This is a genomic window from Paraburkholderia sp. J63, assembly GCF_905220245.1.
Classification (GTDB): domain Bacteria; phylum Pseudomonadota; class Gammaproteobacteria; order Burkholderiales; family Burkholderiaceae; genus Paraburkholderia.
The window spans coordinates 41991-55568 of the sequence record NZ_CAJMZF010000001.1 but is presented as its reverse complement, the minus strand read 5'-3'; the positions used below and the strand labels follow the sequence as shown (position 1 = coordinate 55568).

15 protein-coding genes are annotated in these 13578 nt (G+C 65.6%); 9 read left to right on the top strand and 6 right to left on the bottom strand.

Annotated features, from left to right (window positions below; translation table 11 throughout):
- The first annotated feature begins 1 nt into the window (after position 1).
- A complete protein-coding gene (locus U5775_RS00240; protein ID WP_322056109.1) occupies positions 2 to 310 on the top strand; it encodes a hypothetical protein in 309 nt (102 codons plus the stop codon).
- Between the two features lie 13 nt (positions 311 to 323).
- Positions 324 to 1040 carry an O-methyltransferase gene (locus tag U5775_RS00235; protein WP_322056108.1) on the top strand — a complete coding sequence of 239 codons (717 nt, stop codon included), beginning with the start codon at positions 324 to 326 and terminating at the stop codon, positions 1038 to 1040.
- A 23-nt stretch (positions 1041 to 1063) separates the two neighbouring features.
- On the opposite strand, the gene U5775_RS00230 is transcribed toward U5775_RS00235, so the two are convergent.
- Complete coding sequence (locus U5775_RS00230; RefSeq protein ID WP_322056107.1) at positions 1064 to 1423, bottom strand: glyoxalase superfamily protein; 360 nt, start codon at positions 1421 to 1423, stop codon at positions 1064 to 1066.
- 180 nt (positions 1424 to 1603) lie between these two features.
- Between U5775_RS00230 and U5775_RS00225 the strand changes: the two genes are divergently transcribed.
- The gene (locus U5775_RS00225) at positions 1604 to 2848 is read left to right on the top strand and encodes a tyrosine-type recombinase/integrase (RefSeq protein ID WP_322056106.1); all 1245 of its coding nucleotides are present in this window, start codon (positions 1604 to 1606) and stop codon (positions 2846 to 2848) included.
- A gap of 34 nt (positions 2849 to 2882) precedes the next feature.
- On the opposite strand, the gene U5775_RS00220 is transcribed toward U5775_RS00225, so the two are convergent.
- The gene (locus tag U5775_RS00220) at positions 2883 to 3755 is read right to left on the bottom strand and encodes a LysR family transcriptional regulator (protein ID WP_322056501.1); all 873 of its coding nucleotides are present in this window, start codon (positions 3753 to 3755) and stop codon (positions 2883 to 2885) included.
- Positions 3756 to 3912: 157 nt separating this feature from the next.
- Between U5775_RS00220 and U5775_RS00215 the strand changes: the two genes are divergently transcribed.
- The 4 genes from U5775_RS00215 to U5775_RS00200 all read left to right on the top strand — a co-directional run bounded on the left by U5775_RS00215 (position 3913) and on the right by U5775_RS00200 (position 7282).
- Positions 3913 to 5448 carry an MFS transporter gene (locus U5775_RS00215; RefSeq protein ID WP_322056105.1) on the top strand — a complete coding sequence of 512 codons (1536 nt, stop codon included), beginning with the start codon at positions 3913 to 3915 and terminating at the stop codon, positions 5446 to 5448.
- 286 nt (positions 5449 to 5734) lie between these two features.
- Positions 5735 to 6208, top strand: a complete 474-nt coding sequence (locus tag U5775_RS00210) for a type VI secretion system tube protein Hcp (RefSeq protein ID WP_322056104.1) — start codon at positions 5735 to 5737, stop codon at positions 6206 to 6208.
- Positions 6198 to 6593, top strand: coding sequence for a DUF3592 domain-containing protein (locus U5775_RS00205; protein WP_322056103.1), 396 nt, complete (start codon positions 6198 to 6200; stop codon positions 6591 to 6593). Before U5775_RS00210 ends, U5775_RS00205 begins: the two co-directional genes overlap by 11 nt.
- Before the next feature lie 2 nt (positions 6594 to 6595).
- Positions 6596 to 7282 carry a hypothetical protein gene (locus tag U5775_RS00200; RefSeq protein WP_322056102.1) on the top strand — a complete coding sequence of 229 codons (687 nt, stop codon included), beginning with the start codon at positions 6596 to 6598 and terminating at the stop codon, positions 7280 to 7282.
- 49 nt (positions 7283 to 7331) lie between these two features.
- Here U5775_RS00200 and U5775_RS00195 read toward each other — a convergent pair whose 3' ends face one another.
- Positions 7332 to 8168, bottom strand: a complete 837-nt coding sequence (locus tag U5775_RS00195) for a helix-turn-helix transcriptional regulator (protein WP_322056101.1) — start codon at positions 8166 to 8168, stop codon at positions 7332 to 7334.
- A 95-nt stretch (positions 8169 to 8263) separates the two neighbouring features.
- On the opposite strand from U5775_RS00195, the gene U5775_RS00190 reads away from it, so the two are divergent.
- Positions 8264 to 9163, top strand: a complete 900-nt coding sequence (locus tag U5775_RS00190) for an SDR family oxidoreductase (RefSeq protein WP_322056100.1) — start codon at positions 8264 to 8266, stop codon at positions 9161 to 9163.
- A 73-nt stretch (positions 9164 to 9236) separates the two neighbouring features.
- Positions 9237 to 9962, top strand: a complete 726-nt coding sequence (locus U5775_RS00185) for an SDR family oxidoreductase (protein ID WP_322056099.1) — start codon at positions 9237 to 9239, stop codon at positions 9960 to 9962.
- A 311-nt stretch (positions 9963 to 10273) separates the two neighbouring features.
- Here U5775_RS00185 and U5775_RS00180 read toward each other — a convergent pair whose 3' ends face one another.
- From U5775_RS00180 to U5775_RS00170, 3 genes are all read right to left on the bottom strand, one after another.
- Positions 10274 to 10528 (bottom strand): hypothetical protein, encoded by a 255-nt coding sequence (locus U5775_RS00180; RefSeq protein WP_322056098.1) that lies wholly within the window; start codon positions 10526 to 10528, stop codon positions 10274 to 10276.
- Between the two features lie 99 nt (positions 10529 to 10627).
- Positions 10628 to 12613, bottom strand: a complete 1986-nt coding sequence (locus tag U5775_RS00175) for an AI-2E family transporter (RefSeq protein ID WP_322056097.1) — start codon at positions 12611 to 12613, stop codon at positions 10628 to 10630.
- A gap of 232 nt (positions 12614 to 12845) precedes the next feature.
- Positions 12846 to 13484 (bottom strand): ABC transporter substrate-binding protein, encoded by a 639-nt coding sequence (locus U5775_RS00170; RefSeq protein WP_322056096.1) that lies wholly within the window; start codon positions 13482 to 13484, stop codon positions 12846 to 12848.
- Between the last annotated feature and the right edge of the window lie 94 nt (positions 13485 to 13578).

The window sequence follows — 13578 nt, the reverse complement described above, 5'->3', positions numbered from 1 at the left end:
GATGAATTTTCGAATCAGATGTGCCGGTAAAGCGCTGCTTGTGGTGGTCGCCATCGGCGTGCTCGGGTGGGTAGTCATGATGCTATGGAACTGGGTGATTCCGGCGCTATTCGTTGGCGCGCGTGCGATCGACTTCGCACATGCACTGGGCTTGCTGGTGTTGAGCCGCATCCTGTTTGGCGGATTCCGCGGCCATGGCGGCTGGCGCGAACGGCGTCGCTGGCGCAAATGGGATGCGATGACGCCTGAAGAACGCGAGCATTTTCAGAAGGCATGGCGCTCGGGCCACGGCCGGCGCGCGGAAAATTGAGCAAGGAGCGCACATGACTCCCGCAACCACAGTTCTTCTGCAGCGGCTTCACGAACAGAGCCAGACGGAAGTGATAGCCCGCGCACGCGCGCAGTTCCACGGATCGAATGAAGAGTTTCTGACTCTCGCGGATGAATATGAAACGCTCGCACCTCGGCTGCGTGGACGGTTTCTCGAAACGCTCGGGCTATCCAGCGAAGATTTCGAATCCTCGCAAGGCACGCCTCTGTCGTTAGCCGTGTCAGCGGAAACGGGAAGGTTTTTAGGCAACCTGGTGCTGTCGCACAAACCGGCACGAATCCTCGAACTCGGCAGTTCCTGCGGCGTGTCCACGCTGTATTTCGCCGAGGCCCTGCGCACGTTAGGCAGTGGCAGGGTGGTGGCGACTGAAGTCGATGCGGTGAAGTGCGCGCAGCTTCGGTCCCACATCAGAACGGCGGGCGTCGACGCTTATGTCGACTTGCGCGAGGGCGATGTGTTCCAGACCGTTTCCGCACTGGACGGTACATTCGACCTGGTGTTCATCGACGTATGGGCCAACACCTATCTGAATCTGTTCAAGCAAATCGAGAGGCTGCTACGCCCGGGATCGATCGTGCTCGCCGACAACATGTACACCGCCGAGGACGCCGTTCAGCCATACAAGCACTACCTCGACGACCATCCGCGCTTTTCGACCACGACGCTGGACTTCGAATCCGGGATCGAATTTACCGTCGTCGTTTCTTGAGCCGATTGCGGCGACCGCGCCCTCTAACTCAACTCGCAAAACCGCAACATATTCCCGAACGGATCGGCGATCTGCACCTGGCGGCCCCAAGGCATCTCCTCGATGCCGGGCCGCGCGTAGCCGTAGCGCTTCGCGGCCAGCTCGCGATGAAATTCGCCGATATCCTCCATCGGCAAAAAGAGCGCCGTGCCCGGCGTGCCGTCGCCGTGATGCTCGCTCAGATGCAGGACCAGCGCGTCGCGATGCACCTGCACGTAAAGCGGCAAATCGGGCTCGAAGCGATGCTCCCAATCGGCCTTGAAGCCGAGATAGTCGATATAGAACGCGTACGCTTTCTCCACCGAGAACATGCGCAGGATCGGAATGGGGGCGAGCAGTTTCATCGCGAAGGGCCGGTTCGTGAGTCGGAGGGCGCGCCGCAAGGCGCGGGTTTGCGCGATTATCGCCGTTGACGGCATTTCGCGGCGCGCCGGTGCCGCGCTATAGTCCCTACCTGAAGTTCATCTGCACCGCTCCATCGACACACCCACGCCGGACCGCATCGCCGCAACATCGCACCGCCCATGCAAACCGCTCTCCTCGCTCCGCGCCCGCTCGACGCGCTCGACCTCCCCGCCGATCTCGACGGCCGTGACGGCGCGAACCGCGCGCAAGGACGCATGCAGATCGCGGCGGCAAACGATCTCGACGCGATTCGCGCGTGGCTCGCGCGCGTCGCCGACTCGAAGGCGACCTTCGAGACCTATCGCAAGGAGGCGGAGCGGCTTCTGCTCTGGTCGATCGTGCAACTGGCCAAGCCGCTTTCGTCGCTCACGCACGAGGACCTGATTGCGTATCAACACTTTCTCGCCGATCCCCAGCCCGCCGCGCGCTGGGTCGCGGGCGGCGGGCGCAAGCATGCGCGCGACGATCCGCGCTGGCGGCCCTTCTACGGCCCGCTCTCCGCGGCGAGTCAGCGCCAGGCCATGGTGATCCTCAACGCACTGTTCTCGTGGCTCGTGAGCGCCGGTTATCTGGCGGGCAATCCGCTGTCGCTCTCGCGTCAACGTTCGCGCCGCGCGCCGCCGCGCATCACGCGCTATCTCGAACGCGAGCTCTGGGAGGACGTGAAGGCCTACGTCGAGAGCCTGCCGCGCGAAAGCGAGCGGCAACGCGAGCGCCACTCGCGCGCACGCTGGCTCCTCACGCTGCTTTATCTGGGCGGCCTGCGCATCTCCGAAGTGGGCACGAACACGATGGGCGACTTCTTCGCGCGCCGCGACGGCGCGGGCACGGAGCGCTGGTGGCTCGACGTGCTCGGCAAGGGCGAGAAGCGGCGGCTCGTGCCCGCCACGGCCGAGATGATGGCGGAGCTCGCGCGCTATCGACGCGAACGCGGGCTGTCCGCGCTGCCCGCGCCGCAGGAGACCACGCCGCTCGTGCTGCCGCTCGGCAAGTCGATGAAGCCGCTCACGCGCGCGGCGCTGCATACCATCGTCAAGGAGATTTTCGCGGGAGCGGCGCAGCGTTTGCGCGAGGCCGCTGCACGCGAATCAGACGGCGATGGCGTAGGCGGTGCGGAAGATGTACTGCAAGCGTCAGCCCAGGCGGCCGCCGCAAACGCGGCGCGGGCGGCGCGGCTCGAAAGCGCGTCGGCGCACTGGCTGCGGCACAGCGCGGGTTCGCACATGGCGGACGGCGAGGTCGATCTACGGCTCGTGCGCGACAACCTCGGTCACGCCTCGCTCAGCACGACGAGCCTTTATCTGCATAGCGACGACGACCATCGTCATCGGGAAACCGAAGAGAAGCACCGCATCGACTGGTGAAGGTTGGTGAGTACGGTCGAGCGCGCCGCGCGCTTCAGACCAGCAACTGCCGCGAGAGCACCTCGCGCGCCTGCGTCACCGTCTCGCGCTCGCCCGGCAGCGGCGGCGTGAGCGAGAACACCGCTTCGGGCAGCGCCGGCAGACGGTGCCGCCCGCCCAGCTTGACGAGCCCTTCCGTGACCGCCGACGTGCACAGGCACCCCACGCCCAGCCCCGCCGCCAGCATCGACTGGAGGCCCGCCACGCCCGAGGCGCTGTGCACCATCACGTAGGCGCGGCCCTGCTCTTCGAGCGAGCGCACCGCCACCTGATGCAGCATGCAGTCGCCCGGCAACAGCACGAGCGGCAGCGGATCGGGTAGCGTCTCGGCCAGCGCCGGCGACGCGACCCAATGGAGCGGCTCGCGGCGCAGGACCCAGCGCGCCTCGCCTTGCACGGGCCGCACCGGCCCGAGCGACATGTTCATCACCACGCCCAGATCGATCTGACACTTCGCGTGCGCGAGCTCGATCTCGGTGCTCTTCATCGTGCTCACGTGCAGGCTCAGTTGCGGATAGCACTCGCGCAGGCGCGCGAGCATGCCGGCCACCTCGTGGGTGCGGAAGTAATCGGTGATGGCCACGCGCAGCTCGCCCTTGATCGCCTGGCCGCGCGCCTCGTCGAAGGCCGCCTCGTTGAGCGCCACGATGCGCCGCGCGTGCTCCAGCAGCCGCGCGCCCGCAGGCGTGGGCTCGACGCCGCGCTTGCTGCGCACGAACAGCGGCACGCCTGCGCGCGCTTCGAGCTTGCGCATCTGCTCGCTGACGGTGGACTGCGAGAGATGCAGCGACGGCGCGGCCGCCGTGAGGCTGCCCGCCTCGGCCACCACCGTGAAAGTCCGCAACTGGTCCAGTTCGAAGCCGCGCATGATACTCACCTATCCATCGAGTAATTCGATGGATAGTACCACCAATTCCCGCTTTTCCGGTTGACACACCGGGCAGACAATGACGCTTCGAATGGTGCGGTGCGTCACCCGCACTCTGCTCCATGCAGGACGCTGCCCTCTTTCCGACAGGTTCCCCATGACTGACGATACTCTCGCCGCCGAACCGCGCGTTGTGTCTCCCGCGCCTGCTGCGTCCGAGGCGCCGCTCCCGGCCCGGAGCGGACCCACGGCACCTTCCGTGCCGCCTTCCCCGCCGCTGCCCGCCGCCGCGCAGCGGCACGGCGGCTGGGCACTCGCGGTCCTGCTGGTCGGCGCGATTCTGCCGCCGCTCGACTACTTCATCGTCAACCTCGCGCTGCCTGCGATCCACGATGGCCTCGCGGCCAGTTCCTCCCAGCTCGAACTGGTGGTCTCCGCCTACGCGTGCGCGAACGCCGTGGCGCAGATCACGGGCGGACGCCTCGGCGATCTCTATGGCCGCAAGCGCATGTTCATGATCGGCATGGCCGGCTTCGTGCTCGCCTCCACGCTCTGCGGGCTCGCGTCGAGCGGCACGGTACTGGTCGCGGGGCGCATCCTCCAGGGGCTGTTCGCGGCGGTGCTGGCGCCCCAGGTTCTGGCGACGATCCGCAGCGTCTACACGCCCCATGAACAGGTGCGCGTGATGGGTCTCTACGGCTTCGTGTTCGGTATCGCGGCGGTGATCGGCCAGCTCGGTGGCGGCGCGCTCATCAGCCTGCATCCGTTCGGCCTCGGCTGGCGCGCGATCTTTCTCGTCAATTTGCCGATCGGCGTGCTCGCGCTGATCGGCACATGGCGCTTCATTCCCGAGAGCCGCCCGCCGCGCGGCGCGCGCATCGACGTGCCGGGCACGCTGCTGCTCTCGCTGTTTCTGCTGATGCTGGTCTATCCGCTCACGCGCGGACGCGAAGCGGGCTGGCCCGCGTGGATGCTGTTCTGTCTCGCGGCCGCGCTGCCCATGCTCGGCCTGCTGCTGCGCGTGGAAAAACGCAGCCTCGCGGCCGGGCGCGACCCGCTGCTCGACGTGCGGCTGCTGCACAATCCGGTCGTGGCGCTCGGCCTCGCGCTCGCGTTCCTGTTCTACCTGTTGAGCGCGTTCTTCCTGACTTACGGCATCTATTTGCAAAGCGGTCTGCACTGGTCGCCGCTGGCTTCGGGATTCGCGATCCTGCCGTTCGGGATCGGCTTCTTGTCGAGTCCGCTCATCATGCCGCGTCTCGTCTTTCGTCTGGGCGGCTATCGCGTGCTGACGCTCGGCTTCGCGCTCATCACGCTCGGGCTCGGGACGGCGGCCGCGCTTGCGAACGCCGCGGCACCGGGCGCGGGCTTCTATGTCGGCCTCGCGGTAATGGGCATCGGCCAGGGGCTCGTGCTGCCGTCCGTGGTGCGCATCGTTCTAGCGGAGGTCGAGCCCGCGCATGCGGGCGTGGCCTCCGGCATGGTCACGGCGACGCTGCAGATCGGCGCGGCCGTGGGCGCGGCGACGCTCGGCGGCGTGTTTTTTGCGCGGGTTGGTGGGCATCCTGGCGCGGCTGAATATGTCGCGGGGTTCAGGGTCGCGATGTTCGCGCTCGTTGCGATTCTGGGTGCTTGCGTGGTGATGTCGATGGCGCTCGGGCCGATGCATCGGCGTTTGCATGGGTGGGGGTAGGGGGTGCGGCTCGCCCGACTTGTAGCCGATTGTCTCCAGGACGAGGTGAACGGGGCGCGACCGCATCGCGAAATTCGGGCGAGGATATCCAGCCCACCGCTGACTCATCAACCACAAGTCAACAAATACCGCGATTTCGGAGCTGTCCGATTAAGGTCCTGCCAGCCACGCGCGAGAAATAGCGTTGGGCTTAAGGTAGCGCCCCCGCATCGCGCGGCCTTCCTGATTCCAGTAGTCCTGATGTACGGGCCGCACTCCTATGAAACAATCAAGGATGGCTAGTTCTATGGCAGACATGTTTTTGAAAATAATCGGCATTGCCGGTGAATCGCAGGACGAAGTACATCGTGGCGAAATCGACGTAGATAGCTGGCGCTGGAAGATGGCGCAGCAATCCTCAATGATGTCGGGTTCGGGTAGCGACGCAGGCACAGCTACGGTCAATGATCTCGAATTCGTCCATCAGATCGACCGGGCCAGCCCCAATCTCATGCGCTACTGCCTGACTGGCCGGCACATTCCCGAGGCCATTCTCACCGCCCGCAAGGCGGGTGGCGCGCCGATGGATTTCCTCAAAATCACGATGGGCGACATGGTGATAACAGGCGTCGAGCCAAGTAGCGCGGCCGATCAATTCCTGGAACATGTGACGCTCTCTTTTGCTCGGGTGAAACAGGAATACACGGTGCAGGGCAAACTCGGAACGAGTAACGGGACCGTTACAGCATCGTTTGACATAAAGGAAAACCGTGACCAATGAGGCGCACACGCGCAACTACATCGCCTTGCTTATCGGCTTGATCCTGCTGGTATGCGCTGTATTTGCATTCTCCAGCAGACTCGATTTTGTGCGCTCATCTGTTGTCACTGAAGGCAAGGTTATCCGCTTGAACCACGGCTTGCATCATCCCGAGATTGCCTTCGTGATCCAGACCGGCGAACGCACATCGTTTCCGGCGAACTTTATCACTGTGGATGTAGGCGATACGGTTCCGGTCCGTTACGACCCGGCTATGCCACGGGAAACGGCAGAAATTGACAATTTCATGAACATCTGGTTTGAGCCAGTTCTGTTAGGAGTCTTTGCTGCCGCATTCCTTTTCGCGGGCTGGACGGGGCAAAAATTCAGGGGAAGGTATAGCTAACCATGTGGATTAAAGCACTGCGCAGGAGCCGATGGCAGTACGACACAGGAGCGGGCGGTGGTACGGGTGTCGAACTTCTTCTGGCGTCAGGCGGCGTTATTGTTCTCGATCCGCCTCGCGGGCGACCTCAACAGTTTGTCTATGCGGGAACGGGGCTCGGTGCGTCACTTCCCTTTCTCAAATGGCTGAAATTACAGAAGCTCGAACTACCCAAACTCACTATTCGAGGTCACGGCATCGGGGGAAGCGGTTCAACGAAGGGTTTCGATAGCGGTGGCACCGTCTACATGACCGAATCATTCCACGGCGACGAACTGCAAACGAAGAACTTTGAGGGCGGCGTGATCTATCTGGATTGGTCGATTGGCTATCTTGCGGGCTGGGCCGGCTCATACATGCTCGCGGGCATCAATCTGGAGTTGATGAAGGCCGCAATGATGCCGTGGGCGGGAGGGGTATTCCTGCATCGAGCGATCATGAGCGCGCCGGTATTCATCAAGACACACGGACGGATGGAGGGGCTTGCGGACTCCATTGGCGGTGGCCTGATGTTTGGCCAGATGGCTTATCAAGACGCTGAGCCGCTACCGCAGGACAATTCATCTAGCGCCTTTCCTGCTGGAAACTATCGTGCTGCCGCTTGCAAGTCGGCTTTTTCTTCCCGGCTTGTCTTGCCTTCCGGCAATTGATATCGGTCGCGCAATGAACTGATGTTCGGGTGATGCCGCCATTGTTTCCTCACTTATGATCGCCCTCCAGCGCCGCGCAAATCTTCTCCCGATCCTCAGCCGTCGCAGGGTTGTAAACCACCATGCTCAAATCCGGCCGCCCATCCACCGCAAACGCCGAATATTCAAACGACAGCGGCCCAAGCACAGGATGCCGGATGCGTTTGACGCCTTCGCCATGGGCCTGGACATTGTTGTCGCGCCACATCGCCTCGAACTCGGGGCTCAGGCGGCTCAGCTCGTCGACGAGATCGCTCACCGCCGTCGTCGCGCCCGCGCGGGCCACGTCGACACGGAAGGCGCCCACGATGAAGCGCGCCACGCTCTCCCAGTCGTATTGGATGGCGCGCGCGAGCGGGTCGAGAAAAATGAAGCGCAAGACGTTGCGCTGTGCCGGAGGAACCGCGCCGTAATCGACGAGCATCACCGTGGCCGCCCGGTTCCAGGCCACCACGTCCCAGGTCGCCGTGCGGATGAGCGCGGGGCTCGGGTTCAACGCGTCGAGCACGCGCTGGAGCCGCGGCGTGATGCCTTCGCTCTTGCGGTAGCGCACTTCGGGCGGCCTGCCGAGGCCGAGCAGAAAAAGATGCTCGCGCTCGATTTCCGTCAGCATCAACGCGCCTGCGATGCGTTCGAGCACATCGGCCGAGGGCGCGCCGCCGCGTCCTTGTTCGAGCCACGTGTACCAGGCCGTGCTGATATTCGCGCGCTGCGCAACTTCCTCGCGGCGCAGGCCCGACGTGCGGCGGCGCTTCACCGAAAAGCCGAAGGCCGCCGGATCGAGCCTCGTCCGGCGGTCCTTCAACCAGGCGCCCAGCAGATCGCTGCTTTCGGCATCATCGCTCATCACGGTACTTTTTTATAACACGATAACGTCACGACTTTACTACGATAACGCGCGGGTCGATATTCGTCGCAGGCAAAAACCTGGAGATCGAAATCATGCGTGTATTCGTGACTGGTGCAACGGGTTGGGTGGGCTCGGCGGTCGTCAAGGATCTGCTGGCGCAGGGCCATCAGGTGCTGGGCCTCGCGCGTTCGGACAAGGGCGCACAGAATCTGGCCGCAACGGGCGCGCAGGTCCTGCGCGGCTCGCTCGAAGACCTGGCAAGCCTGCGGCAAGGCGCGGCGCAGGCCGACGGCGTGATCCATACCGCGTTCAACCACGACTTTTCGAAGTTCGCGGAAAACTGCGAGCAGGAACGGCTCGCCATCGAGGCGATCGGCGCTGAGCTGGAGGGCTCGGGCCGGCCGTTCATCGTCTCGTCCGGCGTGGCGCTCCTGACGCCTGGCCGCGTCTCGACCGAGGACGAGCAGCCCCATGCGCCCATCGCCGCGTTCCCCCGCGCCCCCGAAACCACAGCCGCAACCTTCGCGGCACGCGGCGTGCGCGTGACGGCCATCCGCCTCGCGCCGACGGTTCACGGGCTCGGCGATCACGGCTTCGTGCCGCGCCTGATCGGCATTGCGCGCGAGAAAGGGGTGTCCGCCTATGTGGGCGCCGGAAGCAATCGCTGGCCGGCGGTGCATCGGCTCGACGCCGCCCGCGTCTACCGGCTGGCGTTCGAGCACGGCGCCGAGGGCGGTCCCTTTCACGCCGTTGCCGAAGAAGGCGTACCGTTCAGGCAGATCGCCGAGGTCATCGGCCGGCGGCTGAATCTTCCCGTGGTCGCCCTCGCGCCCGAGGACGCCGCCGGGCATTTTGGCTGGTTCGCCCGTTTCGCGGAAATCGATTGTCCGAGCTCCAGCGCGCGCACCCGCTCGTCTCTCGGCTGGCAGCCGCAGCAGCCCACGCTCCTTGCGGACCTCGACCAGCCCGGGTATTTCGCGCCGGCACCTTAAGCTTGATGAGAAGCGGCCTCGCGCCGGATCCAGGCATCACGGGCATGACCAGCATCCTTGAAGGAGGCATGCAATGAATGAAGCAGCGATGTCGCTCGACGGGAAACGCGTCGTGGTGATTGGCGGGACTTCCGGCATCGGTTTTGCCGTCGCCGCACTGGCGCGGCAACTAGGCGCCGAGGTGACGATCGCGTCGAGCCGCGCGGCCAATGTCGACGCCGCGCTCGAACGGCTGCCCGGCGCAACGGGCGGCACGATCGATCTGCGCGACGAACAGAGCGTCGCGCGCTTTTTCGAGCCGCTCGGCGCCTTCGACCATCTCGCGCTCACTGCGGGCGATTGGGACGTGCCGATGTTCGACGCCGCGCGCAATCTCGATCTCACGGCTGCGCGCGAGGGCTTCGCGGTCCGGTTCTGGGGCGCGCTGGCCGCCGTGAAGCACGGCAGCCGCTCGATCGATCCTGACGGGTCGATCACGCTCACGAGCGGCATGCTCGCCCATCGTCCCGCCAAGGGCGCGCCACTGGCCGCCGCGCTGGGCGGCGCGATCGAGCATCTGGCGCGCGGCCTCGCCGTCGATCTCGCTCCGGTGCGCGTCAATGTGGTGTGTCCCGGCATCATCCTCACGGAGCACACGAGCCAGATGCCGCCGGAGCGTTTGCAGTCCTATCTCGCGCGGCTGCCGTTGCCGCGTGGAGCGGAGCCTGCGGAAGCGGCCATCACCTACGTCTATGCGATGCTGAACGGCTATGTGACCGGCCAGGTTCTGCCCGTGGATGGCGGCGGCGGATTGGTGTGAATACGGCATGGAGCGCGGGATGGCGGCTTGATCCGCTCTCGTCGGCGGAGTCGAAAGGCTTGCGGCAATGCCGTTTTTTAAGGGCAACGCGTGCATCCAGGGTTGCCGAGAAACGGGTTTGTCCGCATTCAAGCTGGCGCGGCAATAACCGTTAACGAGGTCATGGAGCAACGCAGCGGATCAGATGACTTGCCGGTCCGCATGCCGAGCGCCATACCCTGTCCCCGTTCATTCCGGGACCATGCAGAGTCGAAGTTATGCGCGCCGGCGGGCAACTGTCGGCGCATTTTTTTTGCGCCTTCGCGTACACCTCAATGCGCGTCGAAGCTGCTCATGTCCTCGTGTGCAAAATCGTGCGCGAAATGCACGGGCTCGACGCGGCCGAGCGCGTCGAGCAGCGAGCGGCCCGCCGTCGTGAGCGACGGCAGGCGGCGGCCTTCGTCGCGCTGTTCGAGCGCGACGAGCTGGCGTTCAAGCAAGATGTCGAGTTCGTGGCGGTTCATGTCGATCTGCTCCGGCGCGTGGCGGATCAGCATCAGCGTTGCAAACTCGTGAGGGCTCAGCACGTCATGTCTCCTGGCAATGCCGCAACCAGAGGGGCATAGGGCCGCATATCTTCGTGCCTCAATGTGACGTGAGCATGACTGTCACATTTCCGCGTTCGCTTACTTGTGCGCGAGCGCCTCCGGCCGGGCCGCCAGCGCCGCGCCGCATTCCTCCACGAGATCGCGCAGCGTGGCTGCGAAGTGCGTGCCGGCGTCGTCGGCGATGCTCAGGCCTTCTTCGCGCCGCGCCGCCCGCACGCCCACGATGATCGGCATGGCGGGCGCGCGCTCGCGCAAGCGCCGCACGAGATTGCGCAGGTACGGCGGCGACTCCGCGGCGTCGAGCGACACCACGCAGATCGCGTGGATGGCCTGCGCGTCCACCATCCCGGCGCGCGTGGCGCGCACTTCCTCGTAGGTCGTGGCCACGCAGGGAATGTTGGCGCGCGCGAGCAACTGGCAGACGATCGCCACCACCACATCGTCGAAGGTGCCGCGCCCCGGCACGCAGAGCACCGCGCGGCCGTCCTGGGGAACCGCGTGCGGCGCCTCGTCGTCGCCCGTGGAGGCCTTGCGCCCGCTCGCCTCTTCGCGGGCGGCGTGGCGCGAGTCGTCCACCGATTCGAGGTCTTCGATGATGTCGTGCAGCGCCTGATTGATGCGCGCGAGCTGCTCGGCGGGCAGCACGCCGCGCAGCACGTCGTTGCGCGCGAAGCGCAGGCCCTCGAATACCACTTGCTCGTAATAGTCGATGAGCGGCAACTCGGTGAGCAGGCGGTCGGCCTGCAGCAAGGCCTCGTGCGGGTCGTCGGCGAGCAGGCGCTGGTAGCAGGTCTGGGCGGGCGTGAGCGCCGGCTGGTCGCCGAGCAGGATGGTCAGGAAGTTCAGGCGATCCACGTAACGGCCGAGCGTGACGATGCACAGCGTGAGCGGCGTGGACAGCACCAGCCCGACTGGCCCCCAGAGCCAGGCCCAGAAGATCGCCGCCACCACCACCGCGAGCGGGGAAAGCCCGGCGCGGCGGCCATAGAGCATCGGCTCGGCGAATTGCCCCGCCACCACATCGACGACGATGAAGAAAATCAGCGTCGACACCGCCATGGTCCACTGCGGCTGAATGGCGGCACCCAGCAGCGTCGCCAGGACTGCGGCAATCCAGATGCCGATGTAGGGCACGAAGCGCAGGAGCGCCGCGAGCGCCCCGAACAGCAGCGCCCCCGGCACGCCGATGCCCGCGAGCCCGATGGCGATCACGCCGCCCACCGAGACGTTCACGCCCAGTTGCGCGACGAAGTAGCGCGAAAGCCGCTCGGAGGCGTCGTTGATGGCCGTGGTGGTGCGGTGCAGGTCGTCGGAGCCGAATACGCTGATGAGCCGGTCGCGCAGGTCCTCGCGCTGAAACAGGATGAAGATGGTCACCACGAGCACGATGAAGCCGGTCTCGAGCGGCGCGATGGCCGGCGCGAATGCCCGGCGCGCGAGCTGCATCGGCGTGGGCGCGGGCGTGTGAACCTCAACCTGCATCGGCGGCTGCGGCTGGTTGCGCGCGGCGCGCCCGCGCGGCTGCGGCGGCGCGGGCGGCGGCGTGGGCGTGATGCGCTGGAGCGCGGTGGCCGCGCGCGTCATCAGCGAGTCGGCGCGGCCCACGGTCTTTTCCTGCACCGTTTCCGCCTTTTCCATGATCGCTTCCTGATACTGCGGCAGATCGGCCGCAAGCTGCACGACCTGCGCGGCGATCAGCGCGCCCACGCCCGCCAGCGCGAGCACGGTAGCGAGAACCGCGATCAGGATCGAGAGGGACTGCGGTATGTGCATCCGGCGCAGCGCGTTCACGAGCGGCGCGAGCAGGAAGCTCAGCAGCACCGAAAGCGTGATCGGGATGAGCATGGCGCGCCCGAAATAGAGGCCCGACACCACCACTACCCCGGTGACGACGGCCGCGAGCGTGTGCAGCGTGGGCGTGCTCGACGCGAAGACACGGTTGCGGCGGTTCGACGACAGTCCCGGCGGGACCGACGGTCCCGATGGTCCGGGAAGTCCCGACGGTCCCGACGGTCCATTAGGCGGTTCGGAGTATGGCCTCTCGGGCGGGCTAGGGAAATTCATGGGGAAGCGTTGGCTGGTCGGGCGATCGTGAAAAGCGCGCATAGGGCGCGCCTGAGTTCAGGGTAGTGCGTGCGGCGCCGGTCCGGCGCGGAATCGGCAACTGCGAAGTAACTGCGAGACAACCCAGGGGCAATTGCCAAGCAACAGCGGGAACAGCAAACGGCGGCCAAAAAACCGGCGAGTAGCGTAGCGCACGCGCGCGCCCGGCGAAAGCGCGCGCGAGCGGGCGTACTCAAGGCTTGCCCGCCTCCAGCTCCTGATTGTGCGAGGCGAGGAACTGGATCAGCCCATCCACGCCGGATTCCTGAATCTTTTCGTTGAACTGCGCGCGATAGGTCTGGATCAGCCACGCGCCCAGCACGTTCAGGTCGTAGAGCCGCCAGCCCTGGGGCGTCTTGTACAGACGGTAGTCGATCTCGACGGGCTTGCCGCTCGTCTGCGCGAGCGTGCGCACGACCACGTCGGTGTCGCCGGGCGCGTTGCGCATGGGCGCGTATTCGATCTGCTGATCGGGCTTGAGCTGCGCGAGCGCGCCCGAATACAGATGGATCAGCAGCAACTGGAACTGCTCGATGATCTGTTGCTGCTGGGCGGGCGTGGCGGTGCGCCAGTGCCGGCCCATCGCGAGCTGCGTGGTGCGGTGAAAATCGACGTAAGGCAGGATGTCCCGGTCGACGATGCCGCGAATGCGCGCGATATCGTCCGGCGCGATGGATTTCGTGCGCACTTCGTCGAGCACCTGCTGCGTGGCCGTCTTGATGAGCGCCTGCGGATCCGACTGGTCGACGCCCTGCGCGAACGCGCTCGTAGCGAACGCGAACCCGGCGGTGAACCACGCGAGCAGCGCGCCCAGGAAAAAGAGCTTCTTCATGCGATTTCTCGTCCGTGTCGATCGTTGGAATGCTGGGCGGGCGCGCGAGGCGGAAGCGAGTCCGATCGCCGCGCGGGCGCCATGCCGGTCGACA

Coding starts and splice junctions, on each gene's coding strand:
- U5775_RS00200 (WP_322056102.1), top strand. CDS start 6,596: ATGTGGATTAAAGCACTGCGCAGGAGCCGATGGCAGTACGACACAGGA.
- U5775_RS00190 (WP_322056100.1), top strand. CDS start 8,264: ATGCGTGTATTCGTGACTGGTGCAACGGGTTGGGTGGGCTCGGCGGTC.
- U5775_RS00240 (WP_322056109.1), top strand. CDS start 2: ATGAATTTTCGAATCAGATGTGCCGGTAAAGCGCTGCTTGTGGTGGTC.
- U5775_RS00220 (WP_322056501.1), bottom strand. CDS start 3,755: ATGCGCGGCTTCGAACTGGACCAGTTGCGGACTTTCACGGTGGTGGCC.
- U5775_RS00175 (WP_322056097.1), bottom strand. CDS start 12,613: ATGAATTTCCCTAGCCCGCCCGAGAGGCCATACTCCGAACCGCCTAAT.
- U5775_RS00235 (WP_322056108.1), top strand. CDS start 324: ATGACTCCCGCAACCACAGTTCTTCTGCAGCGGCTTCACGAACAGAGC.
- U5775_RS00195 (WP_322056101.1), bottom strand. CDS start 8,168: ATGAGCGATGATGCCGAAAGCAGCGATCTGCTGGGCGCCTGGTTGAAG.
- U5775_RS00225 (WP_322056106.1), top strand. CDS start 1,604: ATGCAAACCGCTCTCCTCGCTCCGCGCCCGCTCGACGCGCTCGACCTC.
- U5775_RS00230 (WP_322056107.1), bottom strand. CDS start 1,423: ATGAAACTGCTCGCCCCCATTCCGATCCTGCGCATGTTCTCGGTGGAG.
- U5775_RS00185 (WP_322056099.1), top strand. CDS start 9,237: ATGAATGAAGCAGCGATGTCGCTCGACGGGAAACGCGTCGTGGTGATT.
- U5775_RS00170 (WP_322056096.1), bottom strand. CDS start 13,484: ATGAAGAAGCTCTTTTTCCTGGGCGCGCTGCTCGCGTGGTTCACCGCC.
- U5775_RS00210 (WP_322056104.1), top strand. CDS start 5,735: ATGGCAGACATGTTTTTGAAAATAATCGGCATTGCCGGTGAATCGCAG.
- U5775_RS00215 (WP_322056105.1), top strand. CDS start 3,913: ATGACTGACGATACTCTCGCCGCCGAACCGCGCGTTGTGTCTCCCGCG.